This window comes from Paenibacillus sp. FSL F4-0100 (assembly GCF_037993005.1).
GTDB lineage: Bacteria > Bacillota > Bacilli > Paenibacillales > Paenibacillaceae > Paenibacillus_AQ.
In genome coordinates, this window is record NZ_CP150303.1 from 1,749,594 (window position 1) to 1,773,888 (window position 24,295).

Genomic DNA, 24,295 nt, shown 5'->3' on the forward strand with positions numbered 1-24,295 from the left:
AAATTTCTCTGTACTTGATCTTCGCATTTGTGAAGGATCTGCCGATAAATGATATGGCTGCCATTTGCTTCATCCCGCAGTTCGCATTCGGTATACCGCAAAGCATCTGACGTGACTGCGTGTATGCTTCATAAGGAGACCATCAAACATCATGTGTATTTACTTCTTAGGGGCAACCATCTTGGTATTAGTCGCCCTCACCATCACATTCTGGATTTTCTTGTTCAAAAGCGCATATCAGCGAAAGTTAAACCATCAGGCCTTGGATACGGCCGAAGGCAGATTCCGACTGCTTGATGATATGCTGCTTACGCTTGATGTTGGCATTTGGTCATACGATTTCGGCACAAGGAGTATCCAAAATACTTCTTTGGCTTTTCATAAAATTACAGGTTATTCACATCGTGATTTCACGGACGGTCTTTCCTGGGAAGAGCTGATCCATCCAGAGGATATGACGTTGTTTCGATCATTGGTCGACAGAACTCGACAAGGTGAGACCGTTCATACTGAATTCCGGATTATTCATGCAGAGGGCGATGTTCGCTGGGTCCAAGTGAAGATGATTCCGATGATGAATGAATCCGGGCAAATGATCCGTACAGATGGTATTGCCGTTGATATTAGCACACGTTTCCGCATGGAGGAGGCGCTGTATGATATTACGGAGTGCAAGAAGATGGAGCAAGCGCTCAAGGAAAGCATGAACCGGTATCGCAGGCTGGTAGAGCTATCTCCTATTGCCATTGCCGTTTGTAAGGACCGCAAGCTGATGTATGTAAATCCCGCTGGACTTCGGATCATTGGAGCGGCTGGGCCTGAGAACATCCTGGGTACCGATCCTTGGGACTGGGTGCTGGATCCCTACGAGGAGTGGGAACGCAAACGGCTCATGCAGCTTATTCGATCAGGGCAGGTCGTTCCCGAGGAATTATCCATAAAGCGGGTTGACGGAGAGCGGGTCGATGTCGTGACAACGGCCTTGTATGATGCGGAATCTGACGCGATTGAGATTTTCTTCGAGGATATCACCGCCCGCAAATCCGCGGAACGGGCCCTTATGGAAAGCGACCGAATCAACCGTCATATCCTGGATATCGCTCCTGTTGCGATGTTCCTGCACTCCGATTTTTCTTATGTTTATGCGAATCCCGCGGGCCTTTCCTTATTGGGTATAGCGGATATCGTACAATTAGCGGGAACTTCACTCCAGGACGTAATCCCCTCGGATCAGGTCGAGTTCGTGATTGCAGAGGTTGAGCATGTGTACGAAAGCGGGAATACCTCGGAGCTCACCGGGAACAAACTGGTCCAACTGGATGGAACGATCATCGATATAGAGGCAATTACGACACCTATCCCTTATATAGGTCATAACACGGCGCTTACCATTATTCGCGATGTTACGCAGCAGAAGCAGGCTGAACGGGAGCGCATTGCGGCAGAAAGGCTAGTTCGGGAGAGCGAGGACCGTTATTTTAGGCTGCAAATGAGCCTGGATCAATTCTCTTCCGACCTTTTTGGGATGGTGAAGATCAGTGAATTGAACGCCCGTATCGTGCGGGAAATCAAGAAGGTGCTGGTGGCGGATCGGGTGAGCCTCATCCAGATCAACCACCACAGCCTGCATATCAAAATCCAAGGGGGCCATAAAGTTCTGCCGCAAGGTGTGCTTCATGCGATCCATACATGCGGTCCCGAGCATATTCCATTCTGTAAACTGTTTGAGATGTCCGACGGATATTTTGTCAAGATTGGAGAAATGAACGGGGATAGCAGCATTGTCTGCATTGGCGGAGAGGTTCCCTTGCTAATGATTCAGGCCAAAAAAATATGGCTGGAGACCATTACGCGCTATGCAAGTGTCCTGTACGATAACTTCCGCGTCATTGAGGATTTGACGAGGGAGCTGGAGAAGCTGGATTCATCCCAGCAGATCATGCCCTTGTGGCTGCTGCGACTGATGCTGCATTTATCTGAAAATGAGCGGAAGCGATTGTCCCAAGATCTTCACGATGCTGCGCTCCAGGAACAGATTATATGGTATAGGAAATTAAATCAGATTACATCGGATCATGAGCTGCCGGAGCAACTTCGCCCACAGCTGGAGGAAATCGAGCAGGGGCTTCTGGATGTCATATATCAGATTCGAATTACGTGCAACGAGCTTCGCCCCCCGCTGCTCAAGGAGGAGGGTTTGGAACGTTCGCTGGAGGCATTGTTTGAATTTACCCAGCTCCGCACCAATTATTCTATACAGTTCGACTGCTCGAACTTCGATGATGATATCAGTGACGATCACTTGATCGGACTGTACAGAATTGTCCAGGAGCTGCTAGCCAATGCCACGAAGCATTCCAACGCGACCGAGGTAAAGCTCCGTTTGTCCACTCATTGTGATGAAGTCAATCTTAGCTATGAAGATAACGGGATTGGGATCGATTTGAACCAGAAACCGGATCAATTCAATCATATGGGGATCGGCGGCATGAAGGAAAGGGTGAGAAGCATGAACGGTAAAATCCAGTTCGACTCATCGAAGAGCGGGGGGACGGCTGTCTATATATCCATAACAGCAAAGTAAACATTCCACCGGCAGTGAAGTAATCAAGATACCAGATTGAAGGAGCCATGAGTGACCATGATCGAAATTTTATTAGTGGATGACCATCCCTCGGTAATGGAGGGAACCAAGGTGCTGCTTGAGCAGGAAAAGGATATGTTCGTGAAGCTTGCGAATACGCCGGAGCAGGCGCTGGAGCTGGTGAGAACGTTGCATTTTGACGTAATGCTGATTGATATGCATATGCCGGGCATGAGCGGAATTGATTTGGCCAAGCAGATCCTCCTAATCGTTCCGAACGCGGTGATGCTGGTTTATACGGGTTTTGAAGTCAGCAATCATTTTAATTTGATTATGGAGGCCGGACTGGCTGGTTTTGTCTCGAAAACGTCGGGCAAAGAGCAGTTGGTAACGGCTGTTCGATGTGCGCTGCGAGGGGAAGTAGTTCTGCCGTTAACACTTGTGAAGCAGCTCCGGCGTGTTACCGCAAATGGTCCGGAACGGACAGCAGGGGCGCCGGCAGCCCAGTCTATAACCGATAAAGAATATAGTATTCTCAAGGAAATCGCTCGCGGAAAGAGTAACAAGGAGATTGCGGGAATGGTGATCATGAGCCAGCGTTCACTGGAGTACTGCTTAACCAATCTGTTTCAAAAGTTGAATGTGAAGTCACGCATAGAAGCTGCACTGAAGGCAAAGCAGATGGGAATCCTCTCGGATTCGGATTTTGTTCAGCTGGGCTGACCGGCTAGCTCTCTTTAACGTTTCAGATCATAAAGTATGTTTACCTCGACATGACACGAGAAAGATTCGCCGTTATTCGACAATATCCGCAAGGTGATCCGCAAAATTCTTGCGTGAGCACGCAAGAGAATTTCGGTTACGAACGGTAAGTAAGTGTATATGCTTATGTTACTGGATGGATGTAGTCTGTAAGTAGGAAGGGTGGTAACCTGCGGCATGACAAAGGACCTATTTGAATATGGTGTCGATGACCTCTTGTCACCGGAAGAGATTGAGGAAGTTTTGGCGCAGCTTGAAGAAGAGTGGAATGAATTTAACAGCCGGAAGAAGCGAGGGTGACTCATAATGAAACGATTGAAGTCTTTGAAATCTCTGTTTGCAATGAAACTCCAGAGTCGTATGCTGTTTATTATTTTGGGGTCGATTACGATTTTTCTAGCTGGCATGATGACGTATATCAGTATGACTACAACGGAGGAAGCTCTGGATTCGGCCAAGACGCTTGCGGTGACAACGAGTGAGAAGATTGGCACGCTGGTACAAGCAGAGCTTGACGATGTCATGAGCTCCGCACGTACATTAGCTGTAAGCTTTGTTGGAATGAAAGGGACCGATACCACGAATCGCGCAGCCGTTAATGAAATACTGAGAAGAAATCTGGAAGACAATCCGTCCTGGAAAGGGATCTGGACCTTATGGGAGCCGGATGCCTTTGATGGCCGGGACAACGAATACAGAAACAAACAGGGCAGTGATCAAACGGGGCGATTGATGTCCTACTGGGCAAGAACGGAATCCGGCCTGGAACGCTCCGTAATCGAGGATTACGAGCACGAAGGGGAAGGTGACTTCTATCTCCTGGCGAAGAACAGCGGAAAAGAAATCATTATGGATCCGTACGTCTTCAAAGTAGGCAACGAAGATGTCATGATGACATCGCTCGTTGTTCCGATTATCGATAACGGAAAGACTGTCGGCGTGGTTGGCGTCGATATTTCCCTGGCACATTTGCAAAGCGTAATGGAGCAATTCCGATTGTTCGACACTGGGTATGCGCATATTTTTTCGAATACCGGCGTGATCGTAACGTCGCCGGAGGACGGGGTGATGGGGCAGACGTTGGAGGAGGCCTATCCTGGCAAGACGGTTCCCCTTATCCTTGATGCGATTCGGGAAGGAGATGTCTATACTGAGGAAGATTCCGAGCTGTACAAGCTGTATACCCCGATTAAGACCGGATTGACCGAAACGCCATGGTCTGCTGCTATCATTATCCCGATGGATGAGATTACGGCAAATTCGGATGCGTTGATTATCTCCATTATCGTTGCCGGACTGACCACTCTGGTGGCCATGGCGGCTGTCGTGGTCCTGTTAACGAGATCCATCGTGAAACCATTGGGCATTTCCGTTTCCATCGGAGAGTTCATGTCGAAGGGAGACTTCACGCAGGAGGTGCCTGCGGCTTATCTCCGCAGAGCCGATGAAATCGGCACGTTGTCCAGAGTATTCGCGCAGCTGCTGGAGAGCATGAGGGAGATGATCGGCAAAGTGAACCTGAACGCATCATCGGTAGCCGCCGCTTCACAGCAGCTATCGGCTGGTGCCGAGGAACTTGCGGTTGGAAGCAGCAGTCAGGCTGAATCCGTGCAAACGGTCAGTGAATTGTTCCATGAATGGTCAAATGCCATCAATTCTGTTGCGAGCGATGCATCAGCAGCATCCGAGCTTGTAAACCAGACCTCCGGCATTGCAACGGAAGGCAGCGGTATCGTCCAGCAGTCGGTGGAAGGCATGAATCGGGTACGAGAGCAGGTTGCCAAACTCGAAGCTGATTCCCAGCGGATTGGCGAGATTATCGAGGTGATTGACGATATCGCCAAGCAGACCAATCTGCTTGCCCTTAATGCCACGATCGAGGCTGCCCGCGCCGGCGATCAAGGAAGAGGCTTCGCTGTGGTGGCGGATGAAGTGCGCAAGCTAGCTGAACGTAGCGGAGGAGCGACGAAGCAGATCGCCGATATCATCAAGGGCATGCAGAAGAATACGGCTGATAGCGTGGAGGCGGTGAATCTAGGCGTCATCCACACGGAAAAAGCCGGTGAAGCCTTTGCCTACATTACAAGTATGGTGAATGAGTCTGCCGGTAAAGTAATGGATATTGCAGCTGCCAGCGAGGAGCAGGCAGCCCAGGCTGCCGAGGTGGCGACCGCAATTGAAACCATATCTTCGTCGACGGAGGAAACGGCGGCTACAAGCGAGGAATCGGCTGCAACGGCACAATCGCTTGCCGAGCTTGCTGAAGAGTTAAACCATACCGTATCGGCCTTCAAAATCTCGTAGCACCACTGGCATATTGATGATAAGCTTGGCCTAAGGGCCAGGCTTTTTTATATATAAAGTTACGATTTATGTACGCTGTGAGATTTTAATACACCTATAACTACTCTTAAACGCGGTCTGTCTTCTGTGAAGTACGTCGATAGAAGTTTTTGTCCATAAATCATGCTGCACGGCTCGGACGAAGGGAGGAACATGTGTTGTGAATGGCAGCTTGTTTCAGCAGATGTTAGAAGAGGGAGATTATGTCCCGCGCTTTTACGCCTATTACTATAAGCAGTGGATAGATTATGAAATGCCATACCATCAGCATGACTCAACCGAGATTATGTATATGATCCAAGGGGTGTGCCGGATTGACGTGAAGGTAGGCGATAAGGAAAAGAGCATCACGCTGAAAAAAGGGGAGTTTATGGTACTGGATGCCGATGTTCCGCATCGGTTAATCGTTGAGCAGGCGGTCTCCTGCCGAATGCTGAATGTGGAATTCGGGTTTATGGAAAATGAAGGGAGGACGCTTTCTCTCGGGCAGATTGCAGGTGAGGAGCAAGAGGTGTCTTTTCTCCTGAATCGGCCGTTTCCCTACTTGGTGCTAGCGGATCAGGAGGAGGTATATCCGGTGCTGCGGAGCCTCGTGCTTGAACTCGATCAGAGAGGGACGGAGGGTAGAATGATGACGCATATGCTGTTTATTCAGCTGCTTGTCTGTATCGCCCGTCTGTATGAAGAAAGGGAACGCAGCGAAGTGCAGCAGAGCGAGTTCTATATTAAACGAAGCGTCGATTTCTTGCATCAGAACTATGATCGCCATATTCAGGTAAAGGACGTTGCCGCCGAGGTGAATCTGCATCCCGGCTACTTGCATCGGGTATTCCGCAGAGGGACGGGCAGGACAATAACGGAGTATCTGACCATGATTCGAATGGAAAAGGCCAAAATGCTGCTGGAGCAGACGGATATCCCCATAGATGAAATATCGGACTATGTGGGTGTTGGCAGCAGGCAATATTTTCATATGTTGTTCAAGAAGAATACGGGAACCACGCCGGTGGAATATCGGCTGCGGAAGGATCGGAATGCCTGGAAATACGGTGATCAGAATGCCAGATCAGATAAGAAGTGAGGATTTTTGACTCGGAAGAGTCCAAGAGGTCATGATTTTGATAACGCTTTCTACCACTCGATTGCTACAATAACTACAATCTAATCTGCAGCTGGGGAGTGGATAGAATGTCATTTAAGGTTGCTTTTATCGGCGCGGGCAGCATCGGCTTTACCCGGGGAATTCTGCGTGACTTGTTGACTGTACCGGAATTTAGGGATATTGAGGTCTCTTTCACCGATATCAGTCAGCATAACCTGGATATGGTCACGGAATTGTGTCAGCGGGACATTACCGAGAACGGACTGTCGATTGCGATCCAGTCCACCACGGATCGAAGACAAGCCCTGCAGGGTGCAAAATATGTCATCTGCACCATTCGCGTGGGCGGACTGGAGGCATTCCGTACGGATGTGGACATTCCGCTGAAATATGGCATCGATCAATGCGTGGGCGACACGCTCTGTGCAGGCGGCATTATGTATGGCCAGCGGGGAATCCCTGAGATGTTGAACATTTGCCAGGATATTCGCGAAGTGTGCGCACCAGATGTACTGCTGCTGAACTACTCGAATCCCATGGCTATGCTGACATGGGCATGCAATCAGTATGGCGGCGTGCGGACGATTGGATTATGCCATGGCGTACAGCATGGGCATCACCAAATCGCCGAGGTTTATGGCTTGAAGAAACAGGAAGTCGATATTGTCTGTGCCGGCATTAATCATCAAACCTGGTATATTCAAGCCTCACATCAAGGCAAGGACTTGACGGCTGGACTGCTGGAAGCGTTCGAACGGCATCCGGAGTATAGCAGGACAGAGAAGGTTCGCATCGATATGCTGCGGCGTTTCGGATACTACAGCACCGAATCCAACGGCCATCTAAGCGAATATGTTCCTTGGTACCGTAAACGGGCGGAGGAAATTACGGAGTGGATTGACCTCAGCAGTTGGATAAACGGAGAGACAGGCGGATATTTGCGAGTCTGTACCGAGGGACGCAACTGGTTCGAGACTGATTTCCCGAACTGGATGCAAGATCCGGCTATGGAGTACACGCCGGAGCACCGGGGAGAGGAGCATGGCTCCTACATTATTGAAGGCTTGGAAACCGGCCGGGTATACCGGGGGCATTTTAATGTGGTGAATGAGGGCATTATCGCTAATCTGCCGAATGATGCAATCATTGAGGCGCCGGGTTACGTAGACCGCAACGGCATTTCCATGCCGCATGTAGGGAATTTGCCGTTAGGGCCGGCTGCGGTGTGTGGCGTAAGCATATCCGTTCAACGGCTGGCGGTCGAAGCGGCGGTTCATGGAGATGACAAGCTGCTTCGTCAGGCATTTATGATGGATCCGCTGGTTGGAGCGGTATGTAATCCGAAGGAAATCTGGCAGCTGGTCGATGAAATGCTGGTAGCCGGTGAAGCGTGGCTTCCTCAGTATGCGGTTTCGATCACTGAAGCGAAAGCACGTCTAATATCAGACAATCTGATCCCCACCCGTCCGTATGAAGGAGCAGCCAGACTCAAGGTGAAGACGGTGGAGGAGATGCAGCTCGATCGGGAGAAGGCGAACAAAAACGCAGGTGAATCCGACAAAGGGAAGGATCGCGAAAAAGTTTAAGCTGGTTGCACAATAACGAAGGGATATAACAACAGAAGCACTTAGAGTTTTCATGAATGCGCATGATTGAAACACTTTGGCGAGGACGGTATAACGGACAAAAATCCGTTATAATCCCTCTGCCAGAAGTGTTTTTTTCTGCATGCAGTTCATCTTTTATCTGCATATACTACGGATACATAGAGATAAATTCGGATGGACAATCCCTGACCTTAGACAGGTACACAGTTTGGGTAAAAATGGTTACAATTCAATTAGATAGGCAAAATTCACTATTAAGGAGGCATGGGGATGATAATTGGGGTTCCCAAAGAAATCAAAAATAACGAAAGTCGTGTAGGCATGACGCCGGGTACGGTTGTCAGTTTTAGAAATGCCGGACACGAAGTGCTTGTACAATCCGGGGCTGGTCTTGGGATCGGTTTTACGGATGAAGCTTACAGAGCGGCTGGAGCCAAAGTGGTTGCATCGGCTGCAGAAGCGTGGAAAGCCGAGATGGTTGTGAAGGTAAAGGAACCCCTGCAGGAGGAATATGAATACTTTCAAGAGGATATGATTCTATACACTTATCTGCACCTGGCCCCCGAGCCGGAACTGACCAAGGCGCTGGTTGACCGTAAGGTGAGTGCCGTTGCTTATGAAACGATACAATTGACGGATGGCAGCCTGCCGCTGTTGACACCGATGAGTGAAGTGGCAGGAAGAATGTCCATCCAAATCGGAGCGCATTTCCTGGAAAAAGCGCATGGCGGCAAGGGAGTTCTTCTAAGTGGCGTACCCGGGGTCGCACCAGGTAAGGTTGCCGTTATCGGCGGCGGTATCGTCGGCACCAATGCGGCAAGAATTGCGCTGGGTCTCGGTGCGGACGTCAGCATCCTCGATATTAATCCTGGCCGACTTCGTCAACTGGATGATCTGTTCCAAGGGCGGGTCAAAACGATTATGTCCGATCCGTATCACATTGCGGAAACGGTGAAGGCCGCTGACCTTGTCGTGGGCGCGGTATTGATCCCCGGTGCGCGGGCCCCGCGCCTCGTAACGGAAGAGATGGTAAAAGAGATGAGTCCGGGATCCGTCATCGTGGATGTGGCGATTGATCAAGGGGGCTCCATCGAGACGATTGACCGGATCACCACGCATGACAACCCGACCTACGAAAAGCATGGTGTTATTCATTATGCTGTAGCCAACATGCCGGGCGCCGTAGCCAGAACCTCCACCATGGCATTGACCAATGTAACGGCACCCTATGGACTGAGAATAGCAAGTAAAGGACTTCGGTCTGCCGCGCGTCATGATCAAGCACTTGCCAAGGGCATTAATGTCATCGACGGCAAGGTAACCTACGAAGCGGTTGCGACGGCCCATGGGTATGCTTATACCAGCATTGACGATTATTTGCTGGCATAGAAATAATATGTTTTAAGCATGTAGAGCCATTTTTCAAATTTGACACGATACCGGGGTTTATGAAGTAAACCTTAGGAGTGGCTTTCCTTGGCCGGCGTGGACAAAGTTGAAAAATGGCTTTTGTATGTTGCCTTACTGTTCCTACCACGAGTTCGCCTTCGCCTAGTTCAACATGAACAGGAGGTTATGTAGTTCGGCTTCCTGCAAATGCCTCCATTTCCCCCGTTCCAGTTGATCCAGTGTAATATTCATAATCCGAATACGCTCCAGCTTCAGCACTCTGTACCCCAAGGCTTTACACATTCTGCGGATTTGCAAATTAAGGCCCTGTGTCAAAATAATACGAAATACATCTTCGCTTTGCCTATAGACCTTGCATGGTTTGGTTATGACGTCCAGGATTTCAACACCTTGAGACATCGCTTGCATAAATTCGTCCGTAACGGGTTTGTCCACAGTCACCACATATTCTTTCTCATGATGATGTTCTGAACGCATCATTTTGTTCACAATATCTCCGTCGTTCGTAAGTAAAATCAAACCTTCAGAGGCTTTATCCAGCCTTCCAATGGCAAAAATGCGCGATGGATAGTTAACAAACTGAATAATGTTTCCCGCGACATGTTCTGCTGCCGTACAGACAATACCGATAGGTTTATTGAGAGCCAGGTAAACCGCTTCCCTATCCTGATGAGGAATTTCCTTCCCATCTATTAACACAATATCGTGCAGTTCAACGTCCGCCCCTTTTTCACACACCTTGCCATTGATCGTGATGCGTCCGGCTGCAATCAATCGGTTGGTTTCTCTGCGCGAGAAAACTCCCGTTTCGCTTATATATTTGTTAATTCGCATGCTCCACCGCTTCTCATGTGTAATATTGCCACAGGTTCATTTGTTAGTTGATATTCTCTTTTCCTTGATTTTTGCGGAATGTTGCATAAAATGATTAATTTCGATAATCCATCAGAGAGGCAGACTTATGTCGAAAATATTTCCTTTAAGCTGACGTCTCTTTCAGGTTCTTCACATTGCTCCTCTGGCGGTTCTAGCTGGGGAGATTCGCCAGCAGGGAACTCTTCTGGCGGATCGAAGTGGTAACCGGGGAGCAGCAAGCCTAGTAAAAATCCTGCGACATGTTCTCTTCGTCTGCAACAGCCTGTATCTCCTCCGAGCCGATGCTGATGAAGCGGTAACCGTCCGCTGTCTGCTTCTTCAGCGCACGTTCTTTGATGAACTTGGGGCTGGCTTCGCCGCCATCTTCGTCATACACGAGCAGAATGCCATCGGTCTTGCGGAGTAACAGATCGTCTCTGGCCGTAAATTGCCACGGCCCCTGATAGGGGCTCTTGCTGACAGGCGCATAGAAGTCTACCCCCTTCATCAATTCCTGAAAATAAGCTTTTTTATCGTCGTTCCATTGCGCCTCGGGATTCTGATAGGCGGTCAGAATAGAGCATCTCAGGTGAGGGTATTGGGACTTTAGTTCTATAGCTGCTTCAACGGCCCACAGGTCCACGCCATACTGACCGGGCGTGATAACCCACTGAAGACCTTCCTCGAGCAGCGGAATCAAGCGGTTGGCAATCGCTTGACGTATATAAGGAATGCCTTGGTGTTTGTTGTTGTAAATACCGAGTTCATGAGCTCGATATCCGGTAACAAGAATGTTTTCCAATTGTGCACACTCCCTGACAAAGAATAGGTCTAGTGTACCGTTTTCTGAAAAATTGATCAATATTTGTCGCAAATCGTATAGAATGGGATGAGTAATCTTGGAATACATATTTTAGGAGGAAATTCGATTGAAGAAGTGGACAGCAGTATTACTAGGGGCAATTTTGGTAATGAGCATGACAGCATGCGGAAAGGACAACAAAGCAGCAGACGACGCCGCAACACCGCCAGCAGCGGAACAAGGGACGAGCGAGACGCCGCCTGCTAAAGAAGAACCGAAGAAGGATGCTCTTCCAACTGCTGACGAGCTTCTTCAGAAGTCGGCTGAAGCTTCTAAGAATTTGAAGAGTTTTGCGATGAAAGCCGATGTTAAACAGCATATCGTAGTTGAAGGCGAAGAGAAGCAGGAGCAAGATGTTAATATGGCGCTTGATTCGGAACTTACGCTCGAGCCGGTGGAGATGATGCAGAACATCGTGATGGATTCTCCGGAAGGCAAGATCGAGATGAAGCAGTATATAACAGAAGACGGTATCTACATGCTTATGGATGGCCAATGGATGCAGGTTCCGAAGGAATCGGAGCAGGAGATCCGCGACAGCCTGGATCCGAGCAGTGCAAGTCCGGAGCAGCAGTTAGAGCAGTTCAAGACTCTCGCTAAGGACTTCAAAGTAACGGAGGACGGAGACTCATACGTTCTGACGGCGGATGTCTCCGGCGACAATCTGAAGGAGCTTGCCAAGTCCATGATGAGCCAAGCGGGCAACGATCCGCAGATGGAAGCCATGATGGATCAAATGGATATCAAGAGCATCCATATTGTTTATGGCGTACAGAAGGAATCTTACCTGCCTGTAACAACCGATTTGGACATGGTAATGGCAATGGAAGCCGAAGGTCAGAAGGTATCCTTGGATATGAAAATGAAGAGTACTTACTCCAAGCATAACGAAATCAGCAAGATCGAAGTGCCGAAGGAAGCATTGAACGCGGAATAATGCTGTTTGGCTGATGAAATAAGCGGAATATGAAATTTTTGATATTCCACAATGAACAGGCTGCCCCGGTTCTGTAGATGCCTACAGACCGGGGCAGCCTTATTTGATGAACTTCAGTCTCGGATAGTAGTTCTGATAGGTTAGGGTAGTGAAAGCTTAGTCCTGAGGTTTATCGACTTCCACAATGACGCTGCCAAACAGCTGACCGTTAATGGAGACCATAATACGCCACAGTCCTGGCGAAGGCAGCGACATGGAGGTTGGTATCGCTGCATCAGCACCGTTTATCGAGGAAGGCCGTAACCCGGCAACCTCAAAGACATCGATGATCTCGGTCGTGTTTCTTTTTATCGCCGTAATGTGCAAGTCACCCGTTAATTCCTCGGCACGCCCCCAGAAATGCCACATGTATTTATTGGGTTTATCTGCAATTAAAGGAGGATGGATAAAACCCAAACGACCTTCCACGCCGGTCATAGCATAATTACCGGATCTAAAACTCGGACTCGGCTCCCAGCTGCTGTCCGGCACATCGACCACGATATCGCCGTATTTCTCCTGATCCACCATCACGTCGAATCGCCATAACCCGGAGAGCGGCAGGGCAAAGCGGGAAGAGACCCGGGTGAAGTTATCGTAAGCCATATCGGAGGTAATCTCCGTCTCGACAAACTCTTCAAGGGTAGTTCCCGTATCCCGGTGTACGGCGGTTATGTGGATCGTTTTCCCTTCAAGCTCTTGGACCGGGGTTAGCAGATTCCACCAGGCACCGGCCGGAGAGCCCGCGGCATAATCCCCACCCGGAAATGCCTGAAGTTTATCCACCCCATCCTCCGTGTATACGCTGCGGGGAGTCCACTTGGCAGCATATCCCAAGCCCTGGATCGGGATCATCCGTTGAAGCGCAGGGGACTCGCGCCATCCCCATACCGCCGCTATTAGAAGAATCATGAATGCACTTGCGGTTATACGCAGACGAGCTGGTGATTTCCGCTTTTTTCGACCCTTCTTTACAGAGCCGTTAGCAGCGCTGTTCATTACACTGGATTTCATCTTCTCGGTGAACATCGGCTCGTTGAATGGAGAAGAAGCGAGTTCCTGTATCCAATCGGGCGGCAGCTCTTGTTCGGTCTTCACTGGACATCCTCTCCTTTCAACAGCTTCTCCATTCGGGCGCGAGCCCGGTGCAGTCTGGATTTGATCGTTCCTTCGGATATGCCGAGCAGCTCCGCCATTTCTTTTCGCGGCAGCTGGTAATGGGATTCAAGGATGAGCACCTCGCGGTATTTGGGTGGCAGCTCCATCACGTATTTCCAAATCTGCGATACGGCAGCAGCATCCATAAACTCTTTTTCCGCAGAGGGTTCAGTCTGCTTGGAGGTTACCCAGCCGGTTAAAGACACCCTCGTCATAAAGGAAGATTTGAGATAGTTCAGGGAAAGGTTGCGGGTGATGGTTAACAGCCATGTTTTTACAGAACTTCGGCCCTGAAACTCATTCCAGTGCTTAAATGCACTCAAGAATACGTCCTGGCTGATATCATCAGCCGCATCTTTGCGTTTTGTTAGGAAGAACGCATAGTTCCACACGTCCTGGCCGAAGGACTCCATTAAATCGCTCAGCACCGTACTTGCTTCATTTACGGCCACCATTTGTTTCAGGTACTCCAATCACATCACCTCAAATATTAGACAATTGAACATAGGATTGGTTCCCAGATTCCCCCCAAAAAATTGAAACAATTTAACGTGCAAATCGTTGTAATGAGTAACAGGTATGCAAGGAATCGAGGAAGGGGAGAAGGCGTATGCATTTATATTTCAAGGATAACTTTTTTAGCTCGGGTATAACAGATATTATGGATAGGGAAGGCAGTGTAATAGGAAGCCTGGATTTGAAGAGTGCTTTCGGTTCCTCGCTGGACGTGTATAACGCTACGGGAGATCCGGTATGCAGCGGCTCGTTTCGTTTCTTCTCCAACAAGTGGCATATCGTGAGCGGCAGCGGGGAAGAGCTGGGCGTGCTGCGTATGCGTATGAGCTTTTTCACGAAAAAATTTGAATACAACGCGGGATCGCGGGGCGTATATGAGATCACTTCGCCTGCTTTTTCCAATGAATATGAAATAATGGATGGTACCGGAAGGGGAATCGCCCATTTTTCCCGTATTAGCGGCTGGCTTCAGGCCGGAGCCTATCTGCTGGAGAATGAGAGCGACGTCCTTGGAGATTGGGAGCTCGTGACCGTGGTAATGGGCATTCACCAAATACGCAAACGCAACAACAGTGCTGCCGCATCGAGCTCTCATTAAGTTTTAGGGGTTAACCCAGAATAAGACGATGATAGGAGGAGTCAGAATGAACGAAGTCAGCGATCATCTCGATTATGGATTGACTGTTGTTTTTATCGGATTTAATCCTAGTTTGCGATCGGGGGAGGTCGGACATCATTATGCCAACCCCCGCAACAATTTTTGGAGGATTCTGCATAAATCCGGGTTGACCCCTCGCTTATATGATGCCTCGGAGGATGGGGAATTGCTTAAACTGGGGTATGGGTTTACCAATATTGTGGCCAGGCCTACACGGGGGGCCGAAGACATTACCCGCGAAGAGTACAAACTCGGAAGAGAAACGCTGCGGGAGAAGCTGGCGGAGTACAGACCGGAGGTTGCTTGCTTTGTCGGCAAGGGCGTGTACACCGAATTTAGCGGTAAAGCAAAAGCGGATTGGGGAATTCAGCAGGACTCCGTCGTGGACGGCGTTCATGAGTTTGTTGCTCCTTCTTCCAGTGGACTGGTACGAATGCCCATGGATGAGATTATCGAAATTTATCGACGATTGCATGATTTTATATCGAGGCATGAGTTCTGAACAGAGGAGTTGGACAAGAACGATTCATGAGGATCATGAAAAAGAGGAGCGTCCAGGAGACCCGATTTGTCGGACTCCTGGACGCTCCTCTTTGAACATAGAATACATAAGCTTTCAGCGGAAGCTAAATCTTCTGATTACCGCAAGAAAACTCTATTTGTAGTTTTTCTTCTATTGAAAGTACATCCATTGAGAATATATTTTAGGGTCAGGTCGCCATATTATGGACGCTTCAACAGTGCAGGATCGATGCGCGGCACAAGCCCTTCATCGGCTGCGCGGTTCAGCAGGGCGGAAATTGCTGCATAGCCGTCTTCGCCCAGCTCCGCGGTAAATGGATTGACATATAAGTCAATGTGGGCATTGGCGACGTCCGGGTCCATTTCCTGTGCGTGCCGGAGGACATAATCCCGGGATTCCCCGGGATGTTCCCAGGCGTATTCGACCGAGGAGCGGATCCAGCTCGAGATGCTGGCCAAATCCAGCGACCTTCGGGCCACGATCGCTCCCAGCGGGATCGGCAGATTCGTATCGGTTTCCCACCAGCTGCCGAGATCGGTCATCAGCTTCAATCCGTAGGACGGGTACGTGAATCGCGCTTCGTGAATGACCAGTCCGGCATCGATGGCACCGTCGCGGACAGCCGGCATGATCTGGTCAAACGGCATCACCACGATTTCGCCGAGTCCTCCGGGTACGATCTGTGCGGCCCACAGGCGAAACAACAGATAAGCCGTGGAGCGCTCGCTCGGAACGGCTACCCGCCGGCCGGACAGCGCAGCCGGACTGTCCGGGGTCTTTCCGTCCGTCAGCTTGTCCGCCGTCAGAACGAGAGGCCCGCAACCGCGGCCGAGCGCTCCCCCGCAGGGCAGCAGGGCGTATTCATCCAGCACCCAGGGCAGCGCGGCATAGGATATTTTCAAGATGTCATGTTCTCGATCTTCGGCTGCCCAATGATTGGTGATATCGATATCCGCATAGGATACATCAAGCTCGGGAGCACCGGGAATAAGACCATGAACCCAGGCATGAAAGACAAATGTGTCGTTGGGGCAAGGGGAAAAAGCGATTTTCATCGTAACACCTCCGGTAGTAATGAACTTGCGGTCTCAAGCGCCTGCAGCGCCTCCTTGATCTTCCATGCGCCGCGGTCCCGCGGACCGACCTGATTGGATATGGAACGGATTTCAAGCACGGGCACACCGGCTGCATCGGCAGCGGTCGCCACGCCGAATCCCTCCATCGCCTCGGCAGCGGCGTCCGGCACCCGATGGAGTAGGCGTGCGGCCGTAGCTGCTGTTCCTGTCGTGGTGGAGACCGTCAGGACGGGCCCGAGGGTTACGGCTGCGCCAGCAATCTTTAAGGCCTCCGCAAGTTTGCGGGCAGAAGCTGGATCTGCCTGCACCCGATCCATTCCGAAGCCAAGCTCCTGGACGCTGCTGAAGCCGTCTTCGGTTTCAGAACCGAGATCAGCGGCAATGATGGTGTCCGCAATGACGATGGAGCTAACCTCAGCCTGGCCGGCAAATCCTCCGGCGATACCTGCGCTGACAACGAAATCATAGGTGCCTTGAATCAGCTGGCGGGCAGTCGCAGCAGCGGTAGCCGCGGGACCGACTCCACCCGCGATGACATCAAATCCATGTGCGCGCTTAAGCCCGCGTTGCACGGCCTCTTTTTCGGCATCGACTGCCGTAACAATAAGCACGCGCTTGGAAGACGGGGCTGGCAAGTTATGTGACTCGGTCATATCCACCGAGTTGGATTGGGTATGTTTCTGCATGTTATTAATCTCCTTATTGGCTGTAACGATAAACATCGTTATCCTTTTACGTTATAACGTTCTTGATGCGATGTAAAGTCTCGTGCATGCTAAGACTGGACTTTATGTGTAGCAGTAACTTTCCGATATAGAGTATAATGAACGGTAACTTACATACATCATGATTAGATTCGGAGGTTGGATAGCTTTGCGTAAGAAGGGTGCGAACGGACAAGAAAGCCGGGCTAGACTACTGATTGTCGCTGCCAATGAATTTGCAAAGTCAGGATACCATCAGACCAAGATCAGCACCATCGTTTCCCGGGCTGGATTGACGCAGCCGTCATTCTATTTGTATTTTGAAAGCAAAGAAGCCGTTTTCAAGGAGTTGGTGGAGAAATTTCGCTCTGAGCTCAAGATCCTGCTCGAGGGAAGCAGATTGGAAAGCGGAATTGATGAGGAGCATGTAACCGGTCGTTTGCAGAGCGTGCTGACGGGGTTGTTCGCGTTTCTTGGCAAAGATTCGGACCTGACACAAATTGGTTTTTTCATTGGGGATGACGCTGTCATCGTAAAGTCTGAAATGGTAGCCATGATTGAGCAAAATCTGAAAGCTGAGCAGCGGGACGGGTACTTTGACGGAGATTCCGATATGCACATCGTTGCGGAGTGCTTGGTTGGCGTCATTGAAAGACTAACCTCACAGCAGCTTCTGACAGGCAAGCGGACTCCTGAGGATCTTGCGCGTCACGTGGTAAGTTTATTTATGCACGGCATCAGCATTTATCCGGCTAAGCGGGCTACATAAGGCAATGAAATTTAATGTATAAAAATAAAGATAATTAAAATATCAGAAGCAGGCAGTGATATGGTTAGGGTTAACCGTGGACGGCCTGTTTTTTGCTGTTGACCAGAGCCGAATTCCAGCAAGGGTTTGATCTTTTTCAAAGAATTGCAGTATATTCATTATACGTTATGTAACCGATTGCAACTGGAAATGGCGAACGAAGGATCAAGGAATCGGGGGTTTTAATCATGAAGAAGATGATGCTGGTGTACGGTGCGCTTCTATTGGCTTTTCTTACCTATGTGTTCATGTACAGACTGGAGGACAAGCGTTCTTCTGCTTGGGAGGAAGGTGGCCTGCACGGCAGCATTGGGGAGAATTATGTCATGGTGACTTTTCAATCCGGCATGGAATATTGGAAAAATATTTTAAAGGGCTTCGAGGATGGAGGGGATGCTCTGGGCGTAACTGTCGATTACCGAGGCTCTACACAATATGACGTGGAGGAACAGATCACCGTTCTGGAACAAGTGATTGCCAAAAAACCTGCCGGTATCGCCTTGTCGGCCATCGATTCCAAAGCGCTGACGTCGACAATTAATAAAGCCGTGGAAGCTGGAATACCCGTCGTGCTGTTCGATGCGGATGCACCTGACAGTAAGGCCTATTCTTTCCTGGCGACCAATAATTACAACGCTGGCGTTGCGGCCGCGGACAAAATGGCGCAGCTTCTCGGCCGAGAAGGGGAGATCGGGATTGTTACCCAGCCCGGGCAGCAGAATCATGATGACCGTTCCGAAGGCTTCAGGGACACTTTGGCACAGCGATATCCGGGCATGTCCGTGGTGGAGATCAGGGAAGGTAAAGGGGATACCCTCGTTGCCAAAGAGGCTGCTGCAGACCTGCTGGACAAGCACCCGGATCTCAAAGGGATCTTCGTAACGGAGGCCAGTGGCGGAATGGGCGTGGCGGATGCTGTTATCGGCGCGAATAAAGCGAATCGGATTACCATCATCGGATTCGATACAAATAAAGGGACGCTGGACCGGATTTCCGATGGAACCATCGCGGCAACGATCGCTCAGGGGACGTGGAACATGGGCTATTGGTCGCTGCAGTATTTATTTCATCTGCATCATGGTCTTACCGTACCGGCCCCGACGCTCGGCAATGACGTGTCTCCACTTCCGACAAGGGTGGACACCGGGATCTCGATTGTGACCCGAGAGAATGTGAATGATTATTATGCAAAATAGAATCAGAGCGGAATCCTGGCGCGAAGGCATCTCGCGGTGGCTGCGGTTCGGGGATTTACCGCTGAGATACAAGCTGGTCATCTTGTTCCTTATGGTTGGCATCCTGCCTTCAATCGCGCTGGGCGTCCTCGTCAATTGGACGGTTAACCGCATTGTGGATCAGCAGGTAACCTCGAACACCATTCAATTGATCGGAAAGGTCAATCAGACCTTGGACAATGATATGGAGAATCTCCAGAACATTACGTATTTGATCGGATTTGACCCGCGCACGGAGCGATTTCTGCAAGGGGAAATCCAAGGGGATAAGCCGGCCGCAGGAACCGAAGATACGGGTAATTCCGGCCTGCAGTCGTTCTCGGTGAAGCAGGACAATGAGGAAAATTATGAGATTAAGCGGTATCTTCAAGGCTTCACGACGCTGTACCCGGAAATCGCCTCCATTCTTCTGGTCAATCGCGACGGGGAATACATCAGTAACGAAATGTATGCGCGCGGTCCCGCCAGCTTGACGGAGGAAGCTTGGTACCTTGAGGCTGCTTCAAATGAAGGAATCTTTACAGTGCTCGGGCATCCGGCAGATCGTAACGTCACCACCCATGTTCATTATGGCAACGAGGAGTTGGTGTCGGTCGTTCGCTCGTTTGTGAATCCGAATACGAGGGAAGTAACCGGAGCGGTATTGATCGATTTGAAGCTGCGGGCGGTTGCGAGAGCGGTCCGGGATGTCACGCTTGGAAAAAGCGGATATTTGATGGTGGCCGAACCCGGCGGCTCTAGCATCTATAAGCCGGAGGATTCCATCATTCCGTCCATACCGCCTTCGTGGTTTCCGGAAGAGGACAGCGGTGCTTTCATCCGTGAGTCGAACGGAGAGCGGCTGCAATTGATATACGGCACCTCCTCCTTTACCGGCTGGCGGACGATCGGCGTATTTCCAACCAGCGAATCGGTGTATGAGGTCCGAGAGATTCGATTTTATATGATTTGTTTCTTGTTTGTGGTGTGCTTGTTTGGCATAGCTGCATCCTACACGCTTTCGCAGTCGATATCCAGACCGATCTGGCAACTCATGTCCTTCATGCAAAAAGCAGAATCCGGGGATTTGACGACCCGTTACTGGGGAAACCGTCAGGATGAGGTGGGCATGCTTGGACGCAGCTTTAACCGCATGCTTCTGCAGATCCGCAAGTTGATGAAGCTGAGCGAGCTCCGGGAGAAGCAGAAGCGCGAAGCGGAGCTGCGCAGCCTACAGGCCCACATTAAGCCGCATTTTCTGTACAACACACTGGATACGATCCATTGGATGGCCCGCAAGAAAGGGGCGGACGATGTATCGGATCTGGTGGAATCCTTGTCGAGGCTGTTTCGGATCGGACTCAGCAAAGGGGATGATATCATCTCCATGTCCGACGAATGGATGCATATCAGCAGCTACCTGCAGATACAGAAGACGCGTTACCGCGACAGGCTGCAGGTTGAGATGGAGCTTTCGCCTGAGGCTGAGAAATTATACGTGCTGAAGCTCCTTCTGCAGCCGGTAGTGGAAAACGCGATATACCACGGCATTAAGGCCCGGAGAGGACCGGGGCGAATCTGGATCAAAGCTGATGTCGAGGGGAATGTGCTGGTGCTTGCTGTACAAGACGACGGGGCAGGTATGTCCAAGGAGCAGCTGGAGACGCTTCGCAATCAGCTTGCCGATCCGGTAACGGCCATGGAGACGACTCCGGGAGAAAGGGTAGGCGAAAGTCGCAGCTATGGCATGCTGAATGTGCAGGCACGCATCAAGCTAACGTTCGGCGATGAGTACGGAATCGCAATTGACAGTATAGAGAACGAGGGAACCACGGTAATGATTACGCATCCGCTGCTGCATACCGCCCCTTCGTCCTCCAATCATGATGGGAGAGACAGGCTATGAACAAAGCGTATCAAGTCCTGATTGCTGACGATGAGCCGATTATCCGTGAAGGAATTCGGGATGCGGTGGATTGGGAGGCTCTTGGCATGGAGGTGGCTGCTGAAGCGGAGGATGGCGAGGAAGCGCTGGAGCTTGCGCTCAGCCGGCCGATCGACATTATGCTGGTCGATATGAATATGCCGTTCCTGGACGGCATCGGGCTTATGAAGCGTATGAAGGAAGAACGTCCCGAATGCCGGTTCGTCATTATTACTGGCCATGACGAATTTGCGTATGCGCAGGAAGCGATCCGGCTCGGGGTTAAGGATTATATATTAAAGCCGGTGAATGCGGATCACCTGATTCGAGTGCTTGGAAGCGTAAGGGATGAACTGAATGACCGGCAAATCCAGGAGAGTTATCTGAAGAAGGCCTCCGAGCAAATCGAGAAGAATATTCCGCTGCTGCGGGAACGATTCTGCTTGGAATGGATGCATGGCCTGCTGGATGAGGAGGAGGCGCTGGAGCAGCTGGAGTTTCTCGGGCTTCCTCCTAGTAAGCCTACTCAGGTCGGCATCGCCAGATGGCCGGAGATGACGGCTCCGCAGCCTTTGATGAAGGAAAGCGACCGGCAGCTGTATCTGTTCGCGATGGAGAATATCATTTCCGAGCTGATCCATCCCGCTCCTTGTGTTTTGTTCCGTGATCATACAGGATGGATTGGCATCTGTTTATGGGGTGAGACGGATGTGGAAATCGCAGCCGATGCCGAGCAATCCATTCAGAAGTACTTGAAGCTGACTGTCAACGTTCATATGGAGTTTGTATCGGAAGGAGCGGGGGCGGTTGCTGCAGCCTATGAGGCCTGCCGGGATGGGGTGTTTAAGGATGCGCAGCTGTCTCCGTTAGTACGGCGGGCCCGGCAGCTCATCCAGGAGCAGTATGCCGTTCGGGAGCTGACGCTGGAATCGTTTGCCCAGGCGCTGCAGGTTTCGCCAGTCTATCTGAGCCGAACGCTAAAGAAAGAACTGGGCACGTCCTTTATTACACTTATGACCCAGACGCGGATTCAAAAGGCGATTCAGCTGCTTAATTCCACCGATCTGAGTATCCTCGACATCGCGGAGCGGGTGGGATATGACAGCCAGCATTATTTCAGCACGGCTTTTAAAAAAGTAATGGGGGTATCACCGAACCGGTACCGCAAAGGGGCGACGGTTCAGGAAGAGTAGGCGGTGTGCGAGGATCATGACGGGGACATCCCGAACCTTTGCCATTTCCTGCTGAGTCTCATATTTTTGCAAATGCGGGAGCAGATCTTTGCGGAGTGAGTGTATCGCTTTTTTCAGTGGTTTGTCCTTGGGCCGGGATTGCAGTTTCGCCTCCAATTGCTGTACAGGTCTGGACCTTCTCCTGGGCGAAACTGAAGCACGCTAGTGAAGATCTTCTCCAGTACGTCTTTTATACGCTCGGAACGAAAGCGATTAGTGGTGCGAAAAATCCGGATGCTGTCTCCCGGCAATCCACATGAACATGACATTCTCGCGGACGGCATTGGCGATCTGACGAGAAGAGTAGATCCGTTGTGTGTAATCGTAGACGTTGACTTTGGTGAGCATCTTGGGATGGTAGCTGTCTAGACTGCCGCCGGGGTTGCCCCATGGTATATTGAATGTACAAAAGAAACCGTTCCTTTCGTAAATGGTTTGGGTAGCACCTCCATTTTACCGAAGAACGGTTTCTTTGCGTCTAAAAAAGTAGGCAGTCCGCACGGCGTAGCGGAGAGGACGAATCGATTCCGGACAAGCGACAGCGATGGTAGGAACGATTCGTACATGGAGCGTCTTCTAACAGGAACAAGGGGGCCTCCCGCAAGATCTAAGATCTTTTGGGACTCCCCCTTTTGGATGCCGGCAACCGCTTGGGGCATGGTGTGACTAAGCCGGAAAGTTAAGCAGCCAATGTACACTCGCGTAAAACCCAAACAACAAAAGTATGAAAATTATAAAAAAGGTTGTTTTCGTGGAAAGACCCCTACACCCGATGGGATGTATCCTTTTTAGTACAGAGAGGCTTTTCGAACCTTCGGTTGTAAGCGCTCTCGATTCCATTTTTCGGAAAGGGGAACTACCGATGAAGAGAGGATTGCCAGGATTGCTGATCGCGGTGCTGCTCTTGGCCCTGACGGCCTGCAACCTCGCCGAAAGCAAAACCGGCGATGCTGACAAGGGGTATGTCGGCCTTGCGATGCCAACCAAATCATCCGAGCGCTGGGTGGCTGACGGGAAGAACATGGAGCGGCTGTTTCAGGAAAAAGGATATAAAACCGACCTTCAATTTGCTGAGGACGTGATTGAAAACCAGATTTCGCAAATCGAGAACATGATTACGAAAGGGGTCGACGTCATCGTCATCGCTTCAATTGATGGAAATACGCTAACCGACGTGATCAAGAAGGCTCATGATCAGGGAATTAAGGTTATTGCCTACGATCGGTTGATCTGCAATACCGAGCATTTGAGTTATTATGCTACGTTCGACAACTTTCAGGTCGGCGTTCAACAAGCCTCTTATATTGAAGAGAAGCTCGGCTTGAAGGAAGGGAAGGGGCCGTTCAATATCGAGCTGTTCGGTGGATCGCCGGACGATAACAATGCTTACTTTTTCTATGACGGCGCGATGTCCGTTCTGAAGCCTTACATGGATTCGGGCAAGCTTGTGGTTCGGAGCAAGCAGACCACGATGGCCCAGATTGCGACCCTGCGCTGGGACGGGGCCTTGGCCCAGTCGCGGATGGATAACCTGATCAGCGCCAACTATTCCAGCGAAAATCTGGATGCGGTACTGTCTCCCTATGACGGGATCAGTATCGGCATTATCTCTTCGCTCAAGGGTGTGGGTTATGGGACGGCAGGTAAGCCCCTGCCGATCATTACTGGTCAGGATGCGGAGCTTGCCTCCATTAAATCGATCGTAGCCGGTGAGCAAACCCAGACGGTGTTCAAGGATACACGCCAGCTCGCCGAACAGGCAGTCAAGATGGCGGAGAGCGTGCTGAAGGGAGAAGAAGCCGAGGTCAACGATACCGAATCGTACGATAACGGCATCAAGGTCGTGCCTGCCTATCTGCTCCCTCCTGTATCCGTAGATGCTTCCAACGTGGAGAAAGAGGTTGTGAAGACGGGCTATTACTCCAAGGAAGAAATCGGATTGAAATAGTCTTAAGGCAGCGAACATGAAACGATAGGAAGG

The 24,295-nt window shown here is 50.5% G+C and carries 22 protein-coding genes; 15 read left to right on the forward strand and 7 right to left on the reverse strand.

Translation table 11 applies throughout. The features are described 5' to 3' along the window. Positions 1-181: 181 nt before the first annotated feature. The 7 genes from MHH48_RS07565 to ald all read left to right on the forward strand — a co-directional run bounded on the left by MHH48_RS07565 (position 182) and on the right by ald (position 9,787). Positions 182-2,584: a PAS domain S-box protein gene (locus MHH48_RS07565; protein WP_256720553.1), complete on the forward strand. Its 2,403-nt coding sequence runs from the start codon at positions 182-184 to the stop codon at positions 2,582-2,584. Positions 2,585-2,641: 57 nt separating this feature from the next. After that, entirely contained in the window at positions 2,642-3,307 is a 666-nt protein-coding gene (locus tag MHH48_RS07570; protein ID WP_076322988.1) for a response regulator transcription factor, read from the forward strand. A 216-nt stretch (positions 3,308-3,523) separates the two neighbouring features. Further along, complete coding sequence (locus MHH48_RS07575) at positions 3,524-3,646, forward strand: hypothetical protein (protein WP_256720554.1); 123 nt, start codon at positions 3,524-3,526, stop codon at positions 3,644-3,646. 6 nt (positions 3,647-3,652) lie between these two features. Continuing rightward, complete coding sequence (locus MHH48_RS07580; protein ID WP_179090638.1) at positions 3,653-5,650, forward strand: methyl-accepting chemotaxis protein; 1,998 nt, start codon at positions 3,653-3,655, stop codon at positions 5,648-5,650. Positions 5,651-5,849: 199 nt separating this feature from the next. After that, positions 5,850-6,770 carry an AraC family transcriptional regulator gene (locus MHH48_RS07585; RefSeq protein WP_076322989.1) on the forward strand — a complete coding sequence of 307 codons (921 nt, stop codon included), beginning with the start codon at positions 5,850-5,852 and terminating at the stop codon, positions 6,768-6,770. Positions 6,771-6,877: 107 nt separating this feature from the next. Beyond that, on the forward strand, positions 6,878-8,377 hold the full coding sequence (locus MHH48_RS07590) for an alpha-glucosidase/alpha-galactosidase (protein ID WP_076322990.1): 1,500 nt from the start codon (positions 6,878-6,880) through the stop codon (positions 8,375-8,377). A 291-nt stretch (positions 8,378-8,668) separates the two neighbouring features. After that, positions 8,669-9,787 (forward strand): alanine dehydrogenase, encoded by a 1,119-nt coding sequence (gene ald / locus MHH48_RS07595; protein WP_076322991.1) that lies wholly within the window; start codon positions 8,669-8,671, stop codon positions 9,785-9,787. A gap of 162 nt (positions 9,788-9,949) precedes the next feature. On the opposite strand, the gene MHH48_RS07600 is transcribed toward ald, so the two are convergent. Beyond that, the gene (locus MHH48_RS07600; RefSeq protein WP_076322992.1) at positions 9,950-10,642 is read right to left on the reverse strand and encodes a pseudouridine synthase; all 693 of its coding nucleotides are present in this window, start codon (positions 10,640-10,642) and stop codon (positions 9,950-9,952) included. 262 nt (positions 10,643-10,904) lie between these two features. Then, positions 10,905-11,465, reverse strand: a complete 561-nt coding sequence (locus MHH48_RS07605) for a DUF1273 domain-containing protein (protein ID WP_076322993.1) — start codon at positions 11,463-11,465, stop codon at positions 10,905-10,907. A 127-nt stretch (positions 11,466-11,592) separates the two neighbouring features. Here MHH48_RS07605 and MHH48_RS07610 point away from each other — a divergent pair, with 127 nt between their 5' ends. Then, positions 11,593-12,462, forward strand: a complete 870-nt coding sequence (locus MHH48_RS07610) for a DUF6612 family protein (protein WP_076322994.1) — start codon at positions 11,593-11,595, stop codon at positions 12,460-12,462. Between the two features lie 156 nt (positions 12,463-12,618). Here MHH48_RS07610 and MHH48_RS07615 read toward each other — a convergent pair whose 3' ends face one another. Together MHH48_RS07615 and MHH48_RS07620 are read right to left on the reverse strand one after the other, a co-directional pair. Continuing rightward, the gene (locus tag MHH48_RS07615; RefSeq protein WP_076322995.1) at positions 12,619-13,599 is read right to left on the reverse strand and encodes a DUF4871 domain-containing protein; all 981 of its coding nucleotides are present in this window, start codon (positions 13,597-13,599) and stop codon (positions 12,619-12,621) included. Then, on the reverse strand, positions 13,596-14,114 hold the full coding sequence (locus tag MHH48_RS07620) for a sigma-70 family RNA polymerase sigma factor (protein ID WP_076322996.1): 519 nt from the start codon (positions 14,112-14,114) through the stop codon (positions 13,596-13,598). The genes MHH48_RS07615 and MHH48_RS07620 overlap by 4 nt, the downstream gene beginning before the upstream one ends. Before the next feature lie 155 nt (positions 14,115-14,269). Between MHH48_RS07620 and MHH48_RS07625 the strand changes: the two genes are divergently transcribed. Both MHH48_RS07625 and MHH48_RS07630 read left to right on the forward strand, forming a co-directional pair. Then, the gene (locus MHH48_RS07625; protein WP_076322997.1) at positions 14,270-14,773 is read left to right on the forward strand and encodes a hypothetical protein; all 504 of its coding nucleotides are present in this window, start codon (positions 14,270-14,272) and stop codon (positions 14,771-14,773) included. Between the two features lie 46 nt (positions 14,774-14,819). Further along, positions 14,820-15,335, forward strand: a complete 516-nt coding sequence (locus MHH48_RS07630) for a mismatch-specific DNA-glycosylase (RefSeq protein ID WP_076322998.1) — start codon at positions 14,820-14,822, stop codon at positions 15,333-15,335. 221 nt (positions 15,336-15,556) lie between these two features. On the opposite strand, the gene MHH48_RS07635 is transcribed toward MHH48_RS07630, so the two are convergent. Then, positions 15,557-16,411 (reverse strand): 1,4-dihydroxy-6-naphthoate synthase, encoded by an 855-nt coding sequence (locus MHH48_RS07635; protein WP_076322999.1) that lies wholly within the window; start codon positions 16,409-16,411, stop codon positions 15,557-15,559. Further along, positions 16,408-17,118 (reverse strand): futalosine hydrolase, encoded by a 711-nt coding sequence (locus MHH48_RS07640; RefSeq protein WP_076323175.1) that lies wholly within the window; start codon positions 17,116-17,118, stop codon positions 16,408-16,410. Before MHH48_RS07640 ends, MHH48_RS07635 begins: the two co-directional genes overlap by 4 nt. Positions 17,119-17,305: 187 nt before the next feature. Here MHH48_RS07640 and MHH48_RS07645 point away from each other — a divergent pair, with 187 nt between their 5' ends. From MHH48_RS07645 to MHH48_RS07660, 4 genes are all read left to right on the forward strand, one after another. Then, positions 17,306-17,905 carry a TetR/AcrR family transcriptional regulator gene (locus MHH48_RS07645; protein WP_076323000.1) on the forward strand — a complete coding sequence of 200 codons (600 nt, stop codon included), beginning with the start codon at positions 17,306-17,308 and terminating at the stop codon, positions 17,903-17,905. 227 nt (positions 17,906-18,132) lie between these two features. Continuing rightward, entirely contained in the window at positions 18,133-19,140 is a 1,008-nt protein-coding gene (locus tag MHH48_RS07650) for a substrate-binding domain-containing protein (RefSeq protein WP_076323001.1), read from the forward strand. Next, complete coding sequence (locus MHH48_RS07655) at positions 19,130-21,064, forward strand: sensor histidine kinase (protein ID WP_076323176.1); 1,935 nt, start codon at positions 19,130-19,132, stop codon at positions 21,062-21,064. Before MHH48_RS07650 ends, MHH48_RS07655 begins: the two co-directional genes overlap by 11 nt. Next, on the forward strand, positions 21,061-22,275 hold the full coding sequence (locus MHH48_RS07660; RefSeq protein ID WP_076323002.1) for a response regulator: 1,215 nt from the start codon (positions 21,061-21,063) through the stop codon (positions 22,273-22,275). Before MHH48_RS07655 ends, MHH48_RS07660 begins: the two co-directional genes overlap by 4 nt. 252 nt (positions 22,276-22,527) lie before the next feature. Here the strand turns inward: MHH48_RS07660 and MHH48_RS07665 are convergent, their stop codons facing one another. Next, entirely contained in the window at positions 22,528-22,662 is a 135-nt protein-coding gene (locus MHH48_RS07665) for a transposase (RefSeq protein WP_256720555.1), read from the reverse strand. A gap of 514 nt (positions 22,663-23,176) precedes the next feature. Between MHH48_RS07665 and chvE the strand changes: the two genes are divergently transcribed. After that, positions 23,177-24,262, forward strand: coding sequence for a multiple monosaccharide ABC transporter substrate-binding protein (gene chvE, locus MHH48_RS07670; protein WP_076323003.1), 1,086 nt, complete (start codon positions 23,177-23,179; stop codon positions 24,260-24,262). The last annotated feature ends 33 nt before the right edge of the window (positions 24,263-24,295 follow it).

What these genes read in the sequence shown, in the direction of transcription:
- MHH48_RS07570 (WP_076322988.1), top strand. Translation starts at nt 2,642, where the DNA reads ATGATCGAAATTTTATTAGTGGATGACCATCCCTCGGTAATGGAGGGA.
- MHH48_RS07575 (WP_256720554.1), top strand. Translation starts at nt 3,524, where the DNA reads ATGACAAAGGACCTATTTGAATATGGTGTCGATGACCTCTTGTCACCG.
- MHH48_RS07580 (WP_179090638.1), top strand. Translation starts at nt 3,653, where the DNA reads ATGAAACGATTGAAGTCTTTGAAATCTCTGTTTGCAATGAAACTCCAG.
- MHH48_RS07590 (WP_076322990.1), top strand. Translation starts at nt 6,878, where the DNA reads ATGTCATTTAAGGTTGCTTTTATCGGCGCGGGCAGCATCGGCTTTACC.
- ald (WP_076322991.1), top strand. Translation starts at nt 8,669, where the DNA reads ATGATAATTGGGGTTCCCAAAGAAATCAAAAATAACGAAAGTCGTGTA.
- MHH48_RS07600 (WP_076322992.1), bottom strand. Translation starts at nt 10,642, where the DNA reads ATGCGAATTAACAAATATATAAGCGAAACGGGAGTTTTCTCGCGCAGA.
- MHH48_RS07620 (WP_076322996.1), bottom strand. Translation starts at nt 14,114, where the DNA reads ATGGTGGCCGTAAATGAAGCAAGTACGGTGCTGAGCGATTTAATGGAG.
- MHH48_RS07625 (WP_076322997.1), top strand. Translation starts at nt 14,270, where the DNA reads ATGCATTTATATTTCAAGGATAACTTTTTTAGCTCGGGTATAACAGAT.
- MHH48_RS07630 (WP_076322998.1), top strand. Translation starts at nt 14,820, where the DNA reads ATGAACGAAGTCAGCGATCATCTCGATTATGGATTGACTGTTGTTTTT.
- MHH48_RS07635 (WP_076322999.1), bottom strand. Translation starts at nt 16,411, where the DNA reads ATGAAAATCGCTTTTTCCCCTTGCCCCAACGACACATTTGTCTTTCAT.
- MHH48_RS07640 (WP_076323175.1), bottom strand. Translation starts at nt 17,118, where the DNA reads ATGCAGAAACATACCCAATCCAACTCGGTGGATATGACCGAGTCACAT.
- MHH48_RS07650 (WP_076323001.1), top strand. Translation starts at nt 18,133, where the DNA reads ATGAAGAAGATGATGCTGGTGTACGGTGCGCTTCTATTGGCTTTTCTT.
- MHH48_RS07655 (WP_076323176.1), top strand. Translation starts at nt 19,130, where the DNA reads ATGCAAAATAGAATCAGAGCGGAATCCTGGCGCGAAGGCATCTCGCGG.
- MHH48_RS07660 (WP_076323002.1), top strand. Translation starts at nt 21,061, where the DNA reads ATGAACAAAGCGTATCAAGTCCTGATTGCTGACGATGAGCCGATTATC.
- MHH48_RS07665 (WP_256720555.1), bottom strand. Translation starts at nt 22,662, where the DNA reads ATGCTCACCAAAGTCAACGTCTACGATTACACACAACGGATCTACTCT.
- chvE (WP_076323003.1), top strand. Translation starts at nt 23,177, where the DNA reads ATGAAGAGAGGATTGCCAGGATTGCTGATCGCGGTGCTGCTCTTGGCC.